This window comes from Pseudomonas fluorescens (assembly GCF_012974785.1).
Taxonomy (GTDB): domain Bacteria; phylum Pseudomonadota; class Gammaproteobacteria; order Pseudomonadales; family Pseudomonadaceae; genus Aquipseudomonas; species Aquipseudomonas fluorescens_BT.
On the sequence record NZ_CP027561.1, the window covers coordinates 5,050,733 to 5,065,712 of the forward strand.

At 60.5% G+C, this 14,980-nt stretch carries 14 protein-coding genes; 11 read left to right on the forward strand and 3 right to left on the reverse strand.

What is annotated here, in order from left to right:
* Positions 1-58 precede the first annotated feature (58 nt).
* On the reverse strand, positions 59-553 hold the full coding sequence (locus C6Y56_RS22885) for a CS1 type fimbrial major subunit (RefSeq protein ID WP_169431753.1): 495 nt from the start codon (positions 551-553) through the stop codon (positions 59-61).
* Positions 554-1,057: 504 nt separating this feature from the next.
* Here C6Y56_RS22885 and C6Y56_RS22890 point away from each other — a divergent pair.
* Positions 1,058-1,633, forward strand: a complete 576-nt coding sequence (locus C6Y56_RS22890) for a PadR family transcriptional regulator (protein WP_169431754.1) — start codon at positions 1,058-1,060, stop codon at positions 1,631-1,633.
* On the forward strand, positions 1,630-2,415 hold the full coding sequence (locus C6Y56_RS22895; protein WP_169431755.1) for a siderophore-interacting protein: 786 nt from the start codon (positions 1,630-1,632) through the stop codon (positions 2,413-2,415). Before C6Y56_RS22890 ends, C6Y56_RS22895 begins: the two co-directional genes overlap by 4 nt.
* A 15-nt stretch (positions 2,416-2,430) precedes the next feature.
* Here the strand turns inward: C6Y56_RS22895 and C6Y56_RS22900 are convergent, their stop codons facing one another.
* Positions 2,431-3,069 carry a Pr6Pr family membrane protein gene (locus C6Y56_RS22900; RefSeq protein ID WP_169431756.1) on the reverse strand — a complete coding sequence of 213 codons (639 nt, stop codon included), beginning with the start codon at positions 3,067-3,069 and terminating at the stop codon, positions 2,431-2,433.
* Between the two features lies 1 nt (position 3,070).
* Entirely contained in the window at positions 3,071-3,301 is a 231-nt protein-coding gene (locus C6Y56_RS22905; RefSeq protein ID WP_007956650.1) for a VF530 family DNA-binding protein, read from the reverse strand.
* A 300-nt stretch (positions 3,302-3,601) separates the two neighbouring features.
* Here C6Y56_RS22905 and C6Y56_RS22910 point away from each other — a divergent pair, with 300 nt between their 5' ends.
* From C6Y56_RS22910 to cmoB, 9 genes are all read left to right on the forward strand, one after another.
* Positions 3,602-4,963: a carbohydrate porin gene (locus C6Y56_RS22910; protein WP_169431757.1), complete on the forward strand. Its 1,362-nt coding sequence runs from the start codon at positions 3,602-3,604 to the stop codon at positions 4,961-4,963.
* Positions 4,964-5,116: 153 nt separating this feature from the next.
* The gene (locus C6Y56_RS22915) at positions 5,117-7,528 is read left to right on the forward strand and encodes a glucose/quinate/shikimate family membrane-bound PQQ-dependent dehydrogenase (protein WP_169431758.1); all 2,412 of its coding nucleotides are present in this window, start codon (positions 5,117-5,119) and stop codon (positions 7,526-7,528) included.
* A gap of 395 nt (positions 7,529-7,923) precedes the next feature.
* Positions 7,924-8,292 (forward strand): DUF6124 family protein, encoded by a 369-nt coding sequence (locus C6Y56_RS22920; protein ID WP_169431759.1) that lies wholly within the window; start codon positions 7,924-7,926, stop codon positions 8,290-8,292.
* A 708-nt stretch (positions 8,293-9,000) separates the two neighbouring features.
* The gene (lon, locus tag C6Y56_RS22925) at positions 9,001-11,424 is read left to right on the forward strand and encodes an endopeptidase La (protein ID WP_243433436.1); all 2,424 of its coding nucleotides are present in this window, start codon (positions 9,001-9,003) and stop codon (positions 11,422-11,424) included.
* Positions 11,425-11,595: 171 nt separating this feature from the next.
* Positions 11,596-11,973 carry a hypothetical protein gene (locus C6Y56_RS22930; RefSeq protein WP_169431760.1) on the forward strand — a complete coding sequence of 126 codons (378 nt, stop codon included), beginning with the start codon at positions 11,596-11,598 and terminating at the stop codon, positions 11,971-11,973.
* A gap of 121 nt (positions 11,974-12,094) precedes the next feature.
* Positions 12,095-12,487 carry a protease inhibitor I42 family protein gene (locus tag C6Y56_RS22935; RefSeq protein ID WP_169431761.1) on the forward strand — a complete coding sequence of 131 codons (393 nt, stop codon included), beginning with the start codon at positions 12,095-12,097 and terminating at the stop codon, positions 12,485-12,487.
* Positions 12,488-12,489: 2 nt separating this feature from the next.
* Positions 12,490-13,134, forward strand: a complete 645-nt coding sequence (locus tag C6Y56_RS22940; RefSeq protein ID WP_169431762.1) for a lysoplasmalogenase — start codon at positions 12,490-12,492, stop codon at positions 13,132-13,134.
* Positions 13,135-13,255: 121 nt separating this feature from the next.
* A complete protein-coding gene (gene cmoA, locus C6Y56_RS22945) occupies positions 13,256-13,963 on the forward strand; it encodes a carboxy-S-adenosyl-L-methionine synthase CmoA (protein WP_218888027.1) in 708 nt (235 codons plus the stop codon).
* The gene (cmoB, locus tag C6Y56_RS22950; protein ID WP_007956659.1) at positions 13,960-14,916 is read left to right on the forward strand and encodes a tRNA 5-methoxyuridine(34)/uridine 5-oxyacetic acid(34) synthase CmoB; all 957 of its coding nucleotides are present in this window, start codon (positions 13,960-13,962) and stop codon (positions 14,914-14,916) included. Before cmoA ends, cmoB begins: the two co-directional genes overlap by 4 nt.
* The last annotated feature ends 64 nt before the right edge of the window (positions 14,917-14,980 follow it).

Here is a 14,980-nt window from a genome sequence, read left to right on the forward strand (position 1 = left end):
GAAAAAGTCCGGCTGACAGGCATTCGCCTCAGTCAGCCGGCTTTTGTTACTTCACGGGTTAGAGCGCGCCGCCGATCGGAGGAACCGCGTCGAACATCATGGTGACCGCGCCGGTGTAATCCCCCGGAGTGAAGTCGGTGCCGGAAGCGGTAATGCGCAACGGCGCACGATAGTTCACATCGGACTCGGCTTCGCCCACGACCATTTGCGGAGTCTGGGTCAGCACCTTGCCGTTGAATTCGACTTTCAGATCGATAGCGCTCGAACCGCCGATCAGTTTCGGCACACCTTCGAGGGAACCGTGAACCGAACCGTTGTTGTTGCGCACATCGAAGAAGCCTTCCACCGGTTTCATGGTGCCGGTGATCGGGCTGAAGCTCATGTCCTGATCCTTGTTGACCAGATCAGCATCCGTCGGCACCACATAGAAACCATTGGTCGGCACATGTGCCACCAGGCTGATGGAGTGACGTGCCTCACCGGCGGCGAAGACCACGGAAGAGCTCAAAGCCAGAACAGCCAGCGGAGCAGCGAAAGCGATTTTCTTGAACATCGGTCATTACCTGTTTTCTTTTAAAGGATCGAAGCGTTGAACGTTCAAGTCATTCAAGCCAACAAGGGCTTTATTGATCCTGAGTTTCAACGCCGGGGCATGATCGACTGTTCACTCTGGAATGTAAGCAGGCAACTTCCCACAAGCTTGTAGTTAAAACAGCTCATAGCCAGAAAGAAAAAACGCAATATTTTCAACATTCAAAACAATAGCTGTAAGTCATACCCTACCTACAGTTTCAGACAAAAAACCATACAGCATTTTCAACTAACCAATGCGGGGATAATTGCACTTTCTAGAGCATCTACTCAATCACTTATAGAGTTTAAACTTTAACTTTTTAGTCATTGATACAAATATTTCGTGGTGTTTCCGAATGGGGGAAATGCGCCTCCAGGTCTGCACGCCGCTCGTCAGGGCGGAGGCGCGCTCGGTAAAAAACCGCTTGCCCACACCAAAAGATATATCTTAAGTTGTATCTAAATACGACGAGAGAAGACTGAAATGAGAGACCATCATTCCCCCCACCGCGACCACGGTGACAGCCGTGACGGCTTCGAAAAACGCCATGGCCGAGAGCGCGGCGGTCGCGGCCCGCGGGTATTCGCCCCCGGCGATCTGAAATTGCTGTTGCTGGCGCTGATCGCTGAACAGCCGTGCCACGGCTATGACCTGATCCGCCAGATCGAAACCATGTTCGACGGCGCCTACAGCCCCAGCCCCGGCGTGATCTACCCGACCCTGACGTTTCTCGAAGAAAGCGAAATGATCACCGGCGACGCCGAGGGCGGCAAAAAGCGCTACAGCGTCACCGAAGCCGGCCGCCAGTCCCTCGGCGAGCAAGCTGTGGCGCTGGACGGCGTGCGCATGCGCATCGACGTCAGCAAGCGCTCATTGCGCGGCCACGACCGGCCGCCGGAAATCCATGAAGCGGTGCACAACCTGCGACACGCCCTGCAAATGCACCACGGGCGCTGGAGCCCGGAAGAAATCCTGCGAGTGCGCGACCTGCTCAACGACACCGCCAAAGCCATCGTCGACGGCCCCGCCGTTCAATCTGCCCCGGAGAAAGCCGAATGACTGAAGTCCAGACCCAAGGCATCCACCGTGTGATGCATGAAATCAAACGCCGCCGACTCGAGGTGTTGCGAGTGGTCGACCTGACCCCGCGCATGCGCCGCATAACCCTCGGCGGGCCGGAACTGGCAGGCTTCGTCAGCCTCGGTACCGACGATCACGTCAAACTGCTGTTCCCGCAGAACGCCGAACAGGCCGCCGCGCTGGAAACCCTGGTGCTGGGTGCCGGCAAGAGCGACGTGCCGATGCCGCCGATGCGCGACTACACCCCGCGCCGCTACGACCTCGACAAGCTTGAACTGGACATCGACTTCGTCCTGCACGGCGACGGCCCTGCCTCGACCTGGGCTGAACAGGCCAAGCCGGGGCAGTTCCTGCACATCGGCGGTCCGCGAGGCTCGATGATCGTGCCGGACATCTTCGACAGTTACCTGCTGATCGGCGACGAGACCGCCCTGCCCGCCATCGCCCGCCGCCTCGAAGGCCTGGCGGCCAATCGCAAGGCGCTGGTGGTGGTCGAAGTGGAAAACGGCAAGGAACAGCAAATCCTGGAAAGCGCGGCTCAGGTCAACGTGATCTGGGTCTTGCGCGAGGGGGGCAAAGACAATCTGCTGGCCACCGTCAAACAATTGCAGGTGCCCAAGGGCAATCTGTATGCGTGGGTGGCGACGGAAACCAAAGTCTCGCGGCAGATCCGCCGGGTGCTGCTCGATGAGCACGGGCTGGATGAGCAGTTCGTCAAAGCCGTCGGTTACTGGCGTGCCGAAGGCTCCGAGCAAGAGTGACTAAAAGTGGCGGCGCTATTGGCGCCGCCCTTGCCAACGGTCGATTCCCATCACCAGCAACGCCACCAGCACAAACCCCGCCAGAATCCCCCCGGCATTGACGAATACCTGTGGATACCCCAGCAGCGCCACGTCAATGAACGGATAGGCGTAAGCCCCCAGCAGATGCCCGCGCAGCAGCGCATAGGCGAAGTACACCAGCGGATAAATCAGCCACAGCGGCAGATGCTTCAGACGCAGGGTGCCCTTCGGCACGCACAGCCACCAATAGGCCAGGAACACCAGCGGCATCACGTCGTGGAGCAATTCGTCAGCGATAAACTGCCAGCCCTGCGGGTGCCACAGATGCCGCAGCAGAATGCTGTAGGCCAGGCCCACCACGGCAATGCTCACGGCAATCGCGCTGCTGACCCAGGGTTGCAGAAACCAGCGCCGTGCAGCGGATTCGCGATCGGTCACCGCGCAGGTCAGCACCACCGCCACCAACGTGTTGGTGATCACGGTGAAGTAACTGAAGAAACTCACCAGCCCGCCCAGCAGACTGGCGCCGACGCTCAGGCGTGCGAAGAAAATCAGGTACAGCTGAATCCCCAGCCCGGCCCAGCCCAATACCGCGGCCGAAGTGATCAGGCGTCGCCGCCATACGGCGTTCATCTCAGAGCGGACGCTTGGTGCGCATCAGCTTCACGTACAGGCGTTCGACCTTTTCCCGCGCCCATGGCGTCTTGCGCAAAAAGGTCAGGCTCGACTTGATGGTCGGATCGCTCTTGAAGCAACGAATGTCGATGCGCTCGGCCAGCCCCGACCATTCGTAATGGGTCACCAGTGCATTGAGGATCTGTTCGAGGGTCACGCCGTGCAGCGGATCGGGGTTATGGTCGTTCATGCCGGGCCTTTGGGCGAAGTGAAAATGCAGAAGCCGCGCACCTTAGCCGAGGGCATGGGCGGGTGGAAGGCCTTGGGTTAAATGTAGGCCAACCGGAGAAGATCGCAGCCTGCGCCAACGCCCGCAATGCGCTGTATTGCCGCACTGTTACCGAATCCGAAAGGGTTCATGTCTGCAAAAGCACTTTGTGTTTTTGTAACGGGACATTATCCTGCCGCCCTTCTGCTGAACCGCTTCACTGCCTGCGTCAAATCGTAGCGGCCAGCTTATCCCCCAAAAAGATCAAGAAAGACCCTATTCATGCCCGATTTTCCGTTCTCCCGAGACAGCGCTATCTCCACGCTGCGCCTGCTCGGTGGCTGCACCGCTCTTGGCCTCGCCACCTGCACCCAGGCCGCCCCGGCCTTCGACAGTGAATCCCCGTGGATGCTCGGTGACTGGAACGGCACCCGCAGCGAACTCGCGGCAAAAGGTATCGACTTCAAGCTCGACTACACCGGCGAGATGGGCAGCAATCTGCACGGCGGCTACGATCACGACCGCACCGCGCGTTACAGCGATCAATGGGGCCTCGGCACGCATCTGGACCTGCAAAAACTGCTGGGCTGGAACGATGCCGAATTCCAGCTGACCGTGACCAAACGCAGTGGCAACAACATCAGCAACGACCGCATCAACGACCCGCGCGTCGGCGGTTTCACTTCCGCCCAGGAAGTCTGGGGTCGTGGCCAGACCACGCGCCTGACGCAGATGTGGTACCAGCAGAAATTCTTTGATCAGAAGCTCCACATCAAGGTCGGCCGCTTCGGTGAAGGCGAAGACTTCAACAGCTTCCCGTGCGACTTCCAGAACCTGGCGTTCTGCGGCTCGCAGGTCGGCAACTGGGTCGGCGGCATCTGGTACAACTGGCCGGTCAGCCAATGGGCGCTGCGCGTCAAATATCACCTGACGCCAGAGTTGTACGCGCAAATCGGCGCCTACGAGCAGAACCCGTCGAACCTTGACCGCGGCAACGGCTTCAAGCTCAGCGGCAACGGCACCCAGGGCGCGATCCTGCCGATCGAACTGGTGTGGAAACCGAAGCTCAACGGCCTGCCGGGCGAATACCGCGCCGGTTACTACTACAGCAACGCCAAGGCCACCGACGCCTATAAAGACAGCAACGGCCAGCCGGCGGCCCTGAGCGGCGAGGCCTATCGCAGCGCTTCGAGCAAACACGGCGTGTGGCTCGGCGTGCAGCAGCAGATCACCAGCGTCGCCAGCGACAATTCCCGCGGCTTGAGCGTGTTCGCCAACGGCACGATGCACGACAAGAAGACCAACGCCATCGACAACTACGTCCAGGCCGGCGTGGTCTACAAAGGCCTGTTCGACGCCCGCGCAAAAGACGACATCGGTTTCGCCCTGGCCCGCGTCCACGTCAACCCGGCCTACCGCAAGAACGCCGAAGCGACCAACCAGGCCCGTGCCGTCTATGACTACGACGATCCGTCCTTCCTGCCACCGCAGGACACCGAATACAGCGCCGAACTCTATTACGGCGTGCACGTCACCAACTGGCTGACCGTGCGCCCGAACCTGCAATACATCCGCCATCCGGGCGGTGTGGACAAGGTCGATGACGCGCTGATCGGCGGGATCAAGATTCAGTCGTCGTTCTAATCCCATGCAGGACTGAGCCGCCTGGAGGCGACTCAGTCCTGCACAGGAAATTCGATAGCTACACAAGTTTTTATCTGAACCATGCCCGCGCCCAATCGTCATCTACAGTGACTACAGCGCGGGACTACTTGAAACGTCACGGAGAACCACACTATGAGCACCGAAAGTGCTTCGAGTCGAGGCCGTCTGCTTCCGAGCCTGCTCGGCATTCTGCTTCTACTGATGGGCCTGGCCATGCTGGCCGGGGGAATCAAGCTGAGCACGCTCGGCGGCTCGCTGTACTACCTGCTGGCCGGTATCGGCATCACGCTGACCGGCATGCTGCTGCTGATGCGCCGTCGCGCGGCACTGGGCCTGTACGCCATCGTGCTGTTTGCCAGCACCGTCTGGGCGCTGTGGGAAGTCGGTCTGGACTGGTGGCAACTGGTGCCGCGTCTGGCGCTGTGGTTCGTCCTCGGCTTCGTGATGCTGCTGCCATGGTTCCGTCGTCCGCTGCTGCTCGCAGGCCCGGCGCCGATGGGCACCGGCGGCCTGACCGTGGCCGTGATTCTGGCCGGCGTCACCGCCCTGGCCAGCCTGTTCACCCACCCGGGCGAAACCTTTGGCGAACTGGGTCGCGACACCGCCGACACCACCAGCACCGCCCCGCAAATGCCGGACGGCGACTGGCAGGCCTATGGCCGCACCGAATTCGGTGACCGTTACTCGCCACTCAAGCAGATCACTCCGGCCAACGTCGGCAAGCTGCAAGAAGCCTGGCGCATCCAGACCGGCGATCTGCCGACTGCTGATGACCCGGTGGAGCTGACCAACGAAAACACCCCGCTCAAAGCCAACGGCATGCTCTACGCCTGCACCGCCCACAGCAAAGTGCTGGCGCTGGACCCGGACACCGGCAAGGAACTGTGGCGCTTCGACCCGCAGATCAAGAGCCCGGTCGGCTTCAAGGGCTTCGCCCACATGACCTGCCGTGGCGTGTCGTACTACGACGAAGCCGCTTACGCCAAGTCTGAAAACGCTGCGTCCGCCGTCATCTCCGAGGCCGGCAAAGCCGTCGCCCAGGCATGCCCGCGTCGCCTGTACCTGCCAACCGCCGATGCTCGCCTGATCGCACTGAACGCCGACACCGGCAAAATCTGCGAAGGCTTCGGCAACAAAGGCGTGGTCGACCTGACTCAAGGCATCGGCCCGTTCACCCCGGGTGGCTACTACTCCACCTCGCCAGCCGCGATCACTCGCGATCTGGTGATCATGGGCGGTCACGTTACCGATAACGAATCGACCAACGAGCCGTCCGGCGTGATCCGCGCCTACGACGTGCGCGACGGTCATCTGGTATGGAACTGGGACAGCAACAACCCGGACGCCACCGAACCCTTGGCTCCAGGCCAGACCTACAGCCGCAACTCGGCCAACATGTGGTCGCTGGCCAGCGTCGATGAAAAACTCGGCATGGTCTTCCTGCCACTGGGCAACCAGACACCGGACCAATGGGGCGCCGACCGCACTCCAGGCGCCGAGAAATTCAGCGCCGGCATCGTCGCGCTGGACCTGGCCACCGGTAAAGTGCGCTGGAACTACCAGTTCACCCACCACGACCTGTGGGACATGGACGTCGGCAGCCAGCCAACCCTGCTGGACATGAAAACCGCCGACGGCATCAAGCCTGCGCTGATCGCCCCGACCAAACAGGGCAGCCTGTACGTACTCGACCGTCGCGACGGCACACCGATCATCCCGATCCGCGAGATCCCGGTTCCGCAAGGCGCCGTGAAAGGCGACCACACCGCACCGACCCAGGCCCGTTCGGACCTGAACCTGCTGGCCCCGGAACTCACCGAAAAAGCCATGTGGGGCGCCAGCCCGTTCGACCAGATGCTGTGCCGCATCCAGTTCAAGGAACTGCGCTACGAAGGCCAATACACGCCTCCGTCGGAACAGGGCAGCCTGATCTATCCGGGTAACGTCGGCGTGTTCAACTGGGGCGGCGTCTCGGTCGACCCGGTTCGCCAGATGCTGTTCACCAGCCCGAACTACATGGCCTTCGTCTCGAAAATGGTGCCTCGCGAAAAAGTCGCGGCCGGCAGCAAACGCGAGAGCGAAACCGCTGGCGTGCAACCGAACACCGGCGCGCCATACGCGGTGATCATGCACCCGTTCATGTCGCCACTGGGCGTACCGTGCCAGGCCCCGGCCTGGGGCTACGTCGCCGGTATCGACCTGACCACCGGCAAAGTCGTCTGGAAACGCAAAAACGGCACCAGCCGCGACAGCTCGCCAATCCCGATCGGCTTCACCCTGGGCGTGCCAAGCATGGGCGGCTCGATCGTGACTGCCGGCGGCGTCGGCTTCCTCAGCGGCACCCTGGACCAGTACCTGCGCGCCTACGACGTGAACACGGGTAAAGAGCTGTGGAAATCGCGTCTGCCTGCGGGTGGTCAAGCGACTCCGATGACCTACACCGGCAAGGACGGCAAGCAATACGTCCTGCTCGTAGTGGGTGGTCACGGCTCGCTGGGCACCAAGATGGGTGACTATGTGATTGCTTACAAACTGCCGGAATAAGTTGTAACGGCAGTAAGAAAGAAGGCGACGCCCTGTGAGGGGCGTCGCCTTTTTTTGTGGGCTGCGTTTTCCTACACGGGATGTGTATGTCCTACAGACAGGGTATTTGCAGGGGATGTTTCTGACATGTCGCGTCGGTTGTCCCTAGGAAACGGGGTGGATAGGCTTTGGGGGTCGCTGCAAATTCAGCGATGGGGCGTCGCGGCCCAACTTCTGAGGCATAATTGCCGCCGCTTAATAGCAGCACCTCGAGTGCTTGTTTATGGTGGCTGTGCGCGGGATACCTTCGGGTATGCCGAATGCCTCAGGTCGGTCCGCGAACCCGCGTACAGCTGCCACCCCTCTTTTTGCGTCGCGGCAATTAGAGGAATGGTCCAATTCCTGAGGAGTAAAAAATGAAAAAACCAACACCCAATCCCCCCGAATCAAACGACGCATCGCCCTACGAATCGCCAGATTCCAAAAAACTCCACGACGCCGCCGAGCGCGCGCTCGACCACTACCTGAAACCCAACGCCACCACCCTGCGCTTCCATAAACCCAGCACCATGTTCCAGGTCGCACCCGATCAGGACAGCGAAAGCCTGCTGGTCCACGCCTGCGAATCACTGGCACAGGCCAGCCTCATGACCAGTGACATCGCCTCACACATCGACCTCCCGCAACGGCGGACAATCCTGGCCATTCAGCAAATCATCATGCTGGCCGAGCTGGCGGTGAACCGGGTGCTGGACAATGTCGAGGTCAGTCGATATCCGGCGTAAATGCTAATGAGATCTCTGCGGGAGTCAGGCTTGTGGTGAGTCAGTCAGGACGCTGCCCTCACCCTAGCCCTCTCCCGGAGGGAGAGGGGACTGACCGCGTTGTTTCGGAGAGGTACGCCGACGTGAGATACCGAGTCGAACTCAGGTTTTAGAGCCCCCAATCGGCTCCCTCCTCGCACCACCACCACCACCACCACCACCACCACCACCACCACCACCACCACCAATCTGCCTCTAACCACTCAACACGATGAGCGTTAGCTCAAGTACCGCTTTTGACGTGCTGGCCCCGTCGGCAGGCTGAGTGGAGGGATTTATCCGGGGGTGGGAGCGCAGCGACCGTTCGACGAAGTCGAACACATCGAGAGGAGGTGCAGCGAAGCAAACCGGAGGCGATGCCCCCGGATGAATCCCGGAACGAAGGAACACCGAGCCACAGCGAGGTGCCGAACGTTGGGGCCTAGACCTTTGGTTCCTTTGGGGCGTTTGCCAAAGGGACTCGCCGTAAGGGCGAAACCGCCAGCGGCAACACCCGAAGCAACCTATATTCACAAAAAACACCCAGAGCATGGTCGGCCCAAAGGCCGCCAAGCCCACTCCCCAAAACCCTGTCAAAACCCTGAACACACAAGCAGAAACACCCACCCCCATTGAAACCACCCAAACCCTGCCCCATCTAACAGCCATACCCAATTGCGCAGGTGCCCCATGAGCGACCAGCAAGAATTCCCCGAGAACCCCGACGACATCACCGAAACCGACGCCGAACACATCGAACACCACGTCCCCGGCAAAGGCCTCGCCCTGCCCGGCCAGAACCTGCCGGACAAGGTCTACATCATCCCGATCCACAACCGCCCGTTCTTCCCGGCCCAGGTCCTGCCGGTCATCGTCAACGAAGAACCCTGGGCCGAAACCCTCGAACTGGTCAGCAAATCCGAACACCACTCCCTGGCCCTGTTCTTCATGGACACGCCCCAGGAAGACCCGCGCCACTTCGACACCAAGGCATTGCCGCAATACGGCACCCTGGTCAAGGTGCACCACGCCAGCCGCGAAAACGGCAAACTGCAATTCGTCGCCCAGGGCCTGAGCCGTGTACGCATCAAGACCTGGCTCAAACACCATCGCCCACCGTATCTGGTGGAGGTCGAATACCCGCACCAGCCCACCGAGCCGACCGACGAGGTCAAGGCCTACGGCATGGCGCTGATCAACGCGATCAAGGAACTGCTGCCGCTCAATCCGCTGTACAGCGAAGAGCTGAAGAACTACCTCAACCGCTTCAGCCCCAACGATCCGTCGCCTCTGACAGATTTCGCCGCCGCCCTCACGTCGGCGACCGGTAATGAACTGCAGGAAGTGCTCGACTGCGTGCCGATGCTCAAGCGCATGGAAAAAGTCCTGCCGATGCTGCGCAAGGAAGTCGAAGTCGCGCGCCTGCAAAAAGAAATCTCCGCCGAAGTGAACCGCAAGATCGGCGAGCATCAGCGCGAGTTCTTCCTTAAAGAACAGCTCAAGGTCATCCAGCAGGAACTCGGCCTGACCAAGGACGACCGCAGCGCCGACCTCGAACAGTTCGAGCAGCGCCTGGAGGGCAAGGTCCTGCCGACGCAGGTGCAGAAGCGCCTCGAAGAAGAGATGAACAAGCTGTCGATCCTCGAAACCGGATCGCCGGAGTACGCGGTCACCCGCAACTACCTCGACTGGGCGACCTCGGTGCCGTGGGGCGTGTATGGCGAGGACAAACTCGACCTCAAGCACGCGCGCAAGGTGCTCGACAAACACCACGCCGGCCTCGACGACATCAAGGACCGCATTCTCGAATTCCTCGCCGTCGGCGCCTATAAAGGCGAGATCAGCGGTTCCATCGTGCTGCTGGTGGGCCCGCCGGGCGTGGGTAAAACCAGCGTCGGCAAGTCCATCGCCGAATCCCTCGGCCGGCCGTTCTACCGCTTCAGCCTCGGCGGTATGCGCGACGAGGCCGAGATCAAGGGCCACCGCCGCACCTACATCGGCGCGCAGCCGGGCAAACTGGTGCAGGCGTTGAAAGACGTCGAAGTGATGAACCCGGTGATCATGCTCGACGAGATCGACAAGATGGGCCAGAGCTACCAGGGCGACCCGGCCTCGGCGCTGCTCGAAACCCTCGACCCGGAACAGAACGTCGAATTCCTCGACCACTATCTGGACCTGCGGATGGACCTGTCGAAAGTCCTGTTCGTCTGCACCGCCAACACCCTGGATTCGATTCCCGGCCCGCTGCTGGACCGGATGGAAGTGATTCGCCTGTCGGGCTACATCACCGAAGAAAAAGTCGCCATTGCCAAGCGTCACCTGTGGCCGAAACTGCTGGAAAAGGCCGGCGTGTCCAAGGGCAGCCTGAGCATCAGCGACACGGCGCTCAAGGCCCTGATCGACGGTTACGCCCGTGAAGCCGGTGTGCGCCAGCTGGAAAAACAGATGGGCAAACTGGTGCGCAAAGCGGTGATGAAGCTGATCGACGAGCCGAAAGCCGTGATCAAGCTCGGCCCGAAAGACCTCGAAGCGTCTCTCGGCCATCCGGTGTTTCGCAACGAGCAAGTGCTGTCCGGCACCGGTGTCATCACGGGGCTTGCCTGGACCAGCATGGGCGGCGCGACCCTGCCGATCGAAGCTACGCGCATTCACACGCTCAACCGTGGTTTCAAACTCACCGGGCAACTGGGCGATGTCATGAAGGAGTCGGCGGAGATCGCCTACAGCTACGTCAGTTCGCACCTCAAATCCTTCGGTGGCGATCCGAAATTCTTCGACGAGGCGTTCGTCCACCTGCACGTGCCGGAAGGCGCCACGCCGAAAGACGGCCCGAGTGCCGGCGTGACCATGGCCAGCGCCCTGCTCTCCCTCGCCCGTAATCAGCCGCCGAAAAAAGGCGTGGCGATGACCGGCGAACTGACGCTCACCGGGCATGTACTGCCGATTGGCGGGGTGCGCGAAAAAGTGATTGCGGCGCGGCGGCAGAAGATTTTCGAGTTGATTCTGCCGGAACCGAACCGGGGTAACTTCGAGGAACTGCCGGATTACTTGAAGGAAGGCATCACTGTGCATTTCGCCAAGAAGTTTTCGGATGTGGCGAAAGTCTTGTTTTAACCCGATGCAACCAAGGCATTGCCTCGGATTGGCAATGCCTTGGCCTAAATAACCAAGCGAACAAACCCTATCGCAAAAAACGATAAAAACCTGTCAACTCTTACAGTAGCCCGTCGCCACATCCCCCCCTCAGACTGCTCTCTCGAATTTAGTCATTCAGGGAGTCCATTGATGTCAACACCCACGAATAATTCCGATTATTTTACGGCTACACAAAACGGCGAAAAACTCTTCGAAACCGACCATATAGAGGTCAAGCACGAACAAGGCTACATAACTATCGAAGGATCCAGGAAACTGGGCCTTCCAGATGGACAGGCAATCAAACTTACAATTGATCCATCCACGACTAACGGCGAGCACGAATTCAAGAGGGGTGAAAAGCTGGTAGAAGTTTACTACCTCAACAGACAAGGAACGCAGTACGCCTATAGGGGAACCTTCAATTCCGAGCTGGACAACACCAACAGGAAATACCGGATCAGTTTCGTACTTGAGTTTCACGGCAATCACGATGCTATTCACGTGCAACTCGACGTTAGCGGATAAACGCTCCCCAGTCTCAGGCTAATCAGCAGCGCGCAGCCTTTGCCTGCGCGGCTTTGGTCACACTTTGTCTCATCTTCAGTTATGCTCGCCGTTCGTCGCCAACACCGGAGCCACTGAATCCATGTCCCCCACTCGCCTGTTTGTCCCCCTGTCCTTCGCCCTGCTGGCCGCCTGCGCCACGCAACCGAAACACAACGTGACCGTGGAAAAACAGAGCGAATGTCCGGTACGGCTGACCAACGGGCAAAACCTGATCGTCATGCTCCCGAGCAACCCGACTACCGGTTACCGCTGGGCCATCCAGGATTCTGCCGGCGGCGTATTGCGCGCCCTCAGCCCCGAGGTCTACAGCAATCCGGAAGATGCCGGTGTGGTCGGCGCAGCCGGTCTCTCGACCTGGCGCTTCCAGGCTTTCGCCACCGGCACCGGGCGCCTGCGTCTGACCTCGCAGCAACCGTGGGCACCGGAAGTGTTGCCGGTGGAAACCTTTGACTGCGCCATTTCGGTGAACTGACCGTGGGCTGGCTGATCCTCGCACTGATGGGCGCCGTGACCTTCCTCTATGGCGTCAGCACCCATGCGGCGTTGCTTTGTCTGCTGGTCAAACCGCTGCCGGTGTTGGCCTTGCTTGGCTGGCTGCACGATGCGCCGCCCAGTGACTATCGCCGCTGGATCAGTCTCGGTCTGATTTTCTCGTTGATCGGCGATGTGTTGCTGGCGTGGCCGGGGGATTTGTTCGTGTTTGGCCTGGGCGCATTTCTGGTCGCGCATCTGGCGTATCTAAAGGCTTACCTCAGCGATTGCCGGCGCTTGGCCCTGCTGCCGCTGATCCTGGCACTCAGCGTCGGCGCCGTGCTGTTGGGCATATTGATCGGCAGCGGACTCGGCCCGTTGACCGTGCCAGTGATCGTCTACGGCACAGCCATCAGCGCCATGCTCTGGCGCGCTCTCGCCCGCCTCGGCAGCGACGTACCGCAACGTTCGGCACTGCTGGCGGCGGGCGGCGCAGTGGCGTTCGTGTTCTCCGACAGCGTGATCGGCATCAACCGCTTTGTCTCACCGTTCAACGCGGCGCCTTACATCATCATTCTCAGTTACTGGCTGGGGCAGTGGGGGATTGCGGCGTCGGCGTTTTCACAGAGCAAACGTCCGGAGCTTTGAACCAGCGGTTTATCAGACAACCCGCGCATCTGCGCGCCAGTTTGGCTAAAATGCCGGCCTTTTCATCGACACCGCCGGAACCGCCGTGAGCAAAGAACCCGATCGCATTTTCGCCCAGCCGATGGCCCAGGTGCCTGACTTCGCCTTCAACGAAGACGTGGTGCGGGTGTTCCCGGACATGATCAAGCGTTCGGTGCCGGGTTACCCAACCATCGTCGAGAACCTCGGCGTGCTCGCGGCGCAGTTCGCCCAGCCGAACAGCGTGCTCTATGACCTTGGCGCTTCGTTGGGTGCTGTGACCCAGGCCCTGCGCCGCCACGTGCGCACCGACGGTTGCCGGGTGATCGCGGTGGATAACTCGGCGGCGATGGTCGAGCGCTGCCGTGAATACCTCAACGGTCAGGATTCGATGTTCCAGGAGTTGCTGCCGGTCGAGGTGATCGAAGGCGACATCCTCGCCCTCGATTTCAAACCGGCCTCGGTGGTGGCGCTGAACTTCACTCTGCAATTCATCGCCCCGGATCAGCGCACGGCGCTGCTGTCGCGTATTCGCCAATCGTTGCTGCCGGGCGGCGCGCTGATCTTGTCGGAGAAGCTGCGTTTCAACGATGCCGAGGAACACGCGCTGCTGACCGACCTGCACGTCGCGTTCAAACGCGCCAACGGTTACAGCGAACTGGAAATCGCCCAGAAGCGCAGCGCCATCGAAAACGTCATGAAGCCCGACAGCCTCGAAGAACATCGCGAACGCCTGCTGGCCGCCGGGTTCTCGAAAGTCGTGCCGTGGTTCCAGTGTCTTAACTTTGCCTCGTTGATTGCCTTGCCATGATTGATCTGTCCCCCCTCGCCCGCCGTCTGGCCGGCACGCCGCTGGCCGAATGGGCCAACACCCTGCAAGTGCAGCTCGACAAGAAAATGGAGAAGGGTCACGGCGATCTGGAGCGCTGGCAAAGTGCGCTGGACGCCTTGCCGAAGATCCAGCCGACTGAAGTCGACCTGCTCGACGGCCTGAAACTCGACACCGATTGCGACGACGAAACCCGCGCACAAATGCGCACCGCGCTGATGGGTCTGTCGCCGTGGCGCAAGGGGCCGTTCGATCTGTTCGGCGTGCACGTCGACACCGAATGGCGTTCGGACTGGAAGTGGTCGCGGGTCGCTCCGCATCTGGACCTGAAGGGCAAACGCATTCTCGATGTCGGTTGCGGCAACGGTTACTACATGTGGCGCATGCTCGGTGCCGGCGCCGACAGCGTGATCGGCGTCGATCCGAACTGGCTGTTCTTCTGCCAGTTCCAGGCAGTGCAGCGTTATCTGTCAGAGCCGAATGCCTGGCACCTGCCGTTCCCGTTCGAAGACCTGCCGCCGAATCTGGAAGGTTTCGACACGGTGTTTTCCATGGGTGTGTTCTACCACCGTCGCTCGCCGATCGAGCATTTGCTGGCGCTCAAGGATTGCCTGGTGAAGGGTGGCGAGCTGGTGCTGGAGACGCTGGTGGTCGAGGGTGACAAGCACCAAGTGCTGGTGCCGGAAGACCGTTATGCGCAGATGCGTAACGTGTGGTTCCTGCCGTCTGTGCCGGCGCTGGAGCTGTGGCTGCGTCGTGCGGGTTTCACGGATGTGAAATGCGTGGATGTGAGCACCACCACTGTTGAAGAACAGCGCGGGACTGAATGGATGAAGTATCAGTCGTTGAGCGACTTCCTCGATCCGGAGGATCACAGCAAGACGATCGAAGGGTTGCCGGCGCCGATGCGGGCGGTGATTGTCGCGAAGAAGTAAATCTTCCAAACACCAAAAAAACCTGTGGGAGCGAGCCTGCTCGCGATTGGATCTGACAGCCAAC

Excerpts from the sequence above, each read along its gene's own strand:
- C6Y56_RS22885 (WP_169431753.1), bottom strand. The coding sequence starts at position 553 with ATGTTCAAGAAAATCGCTTTCGCTGCTCCGCTGGCTGTTCTGGCTTTG.
- C6Y56_RS22890 (WP_169431754.1), top strand. The coding sequence starts at position 1,058 with ATGAGAGACCATCATTCCCCCCACCGCGACCACGGTGACAGCCGTGAC.
- C6Y56_RS22895 (WP_169431755.1), top strand. The coding sequence starts at position 1,630 with ATGACTGAAGTCCAGACCCAAGGCATCCACCGTGTGATGCATGAAATC.
- C6Y56_RS22900 (WP_169431756.1), bottom strand. The coding sequence starts at position 3,069 with ATGAACGCCGTATGGCGGCGACGCCTGATCACTTCGGCCGCGGTATTG.
- C6Y56_RS22905 (WP_007956650.1), bottom strand. The coding sequence starts at position 3,301 with ATGAACGACCATAACCCCGATCCGCTGCACGGCGTGACCCTCGAACAG.
- C6Y56_RS22910 (WP_169431757.1), top strand. The coding sequence starts at position 3,602 with ATGCCCGATTTTCCGTTCTCCCGAGACAGCGCTATCTCCACGCTGCGC.
- C6Y56_RS22915 (WP_169431758.1), top strand. The coding sequence starts at position 5,117 with ATGAGCACCGAAAGTGCTTCGAGTCGAGGCCGTCTGCTTCCGAGCCTG.
- C6Y56_RS22920 (WP_169431759.1), top strand. The coding sequence starts at position 7,924 with ATGAAAAAACCAACACCCAATCCCCCCGAATCAAACGACGCATCGCCC.
- lon (WP_243433436.1), top strand. The coding sequence starts at position 9,001 with ATGAGCGACCAGCAAGAATTCCCCGAGAACCCCGACGACATCACCGAA.
- C6Y56_RS22930 (WP_169431760.1), top strand. The coding sequence starts at position 11,596 with ATGTCAACACCCACGAATAATTCCGATTATTTTACGGCTACACAAAAC.
- C6Y56_RS22935 (WP_169431761.1), top strand. The coding sequence starts at position 12,095 with ATGTCCCCCACTCGCCTGTTTGTCCCCCTGTCCTTCGCCCTGCTGGCC.
- cmoA (WP_218888027.1), top strand. The coding sequence starts at position 13,256 with ATGGCCCAGGTGCCTGACTTCGCCTTCAACGAAGACGTGGTGCGGGTG.
- cmoB (WP_007956659.1), top strand. The coding sequence starts at position 13,960 with ATGATTGATCTGTCCCCCCTCGCCCGCCGTCTGGCCGGCACGCCGCTG.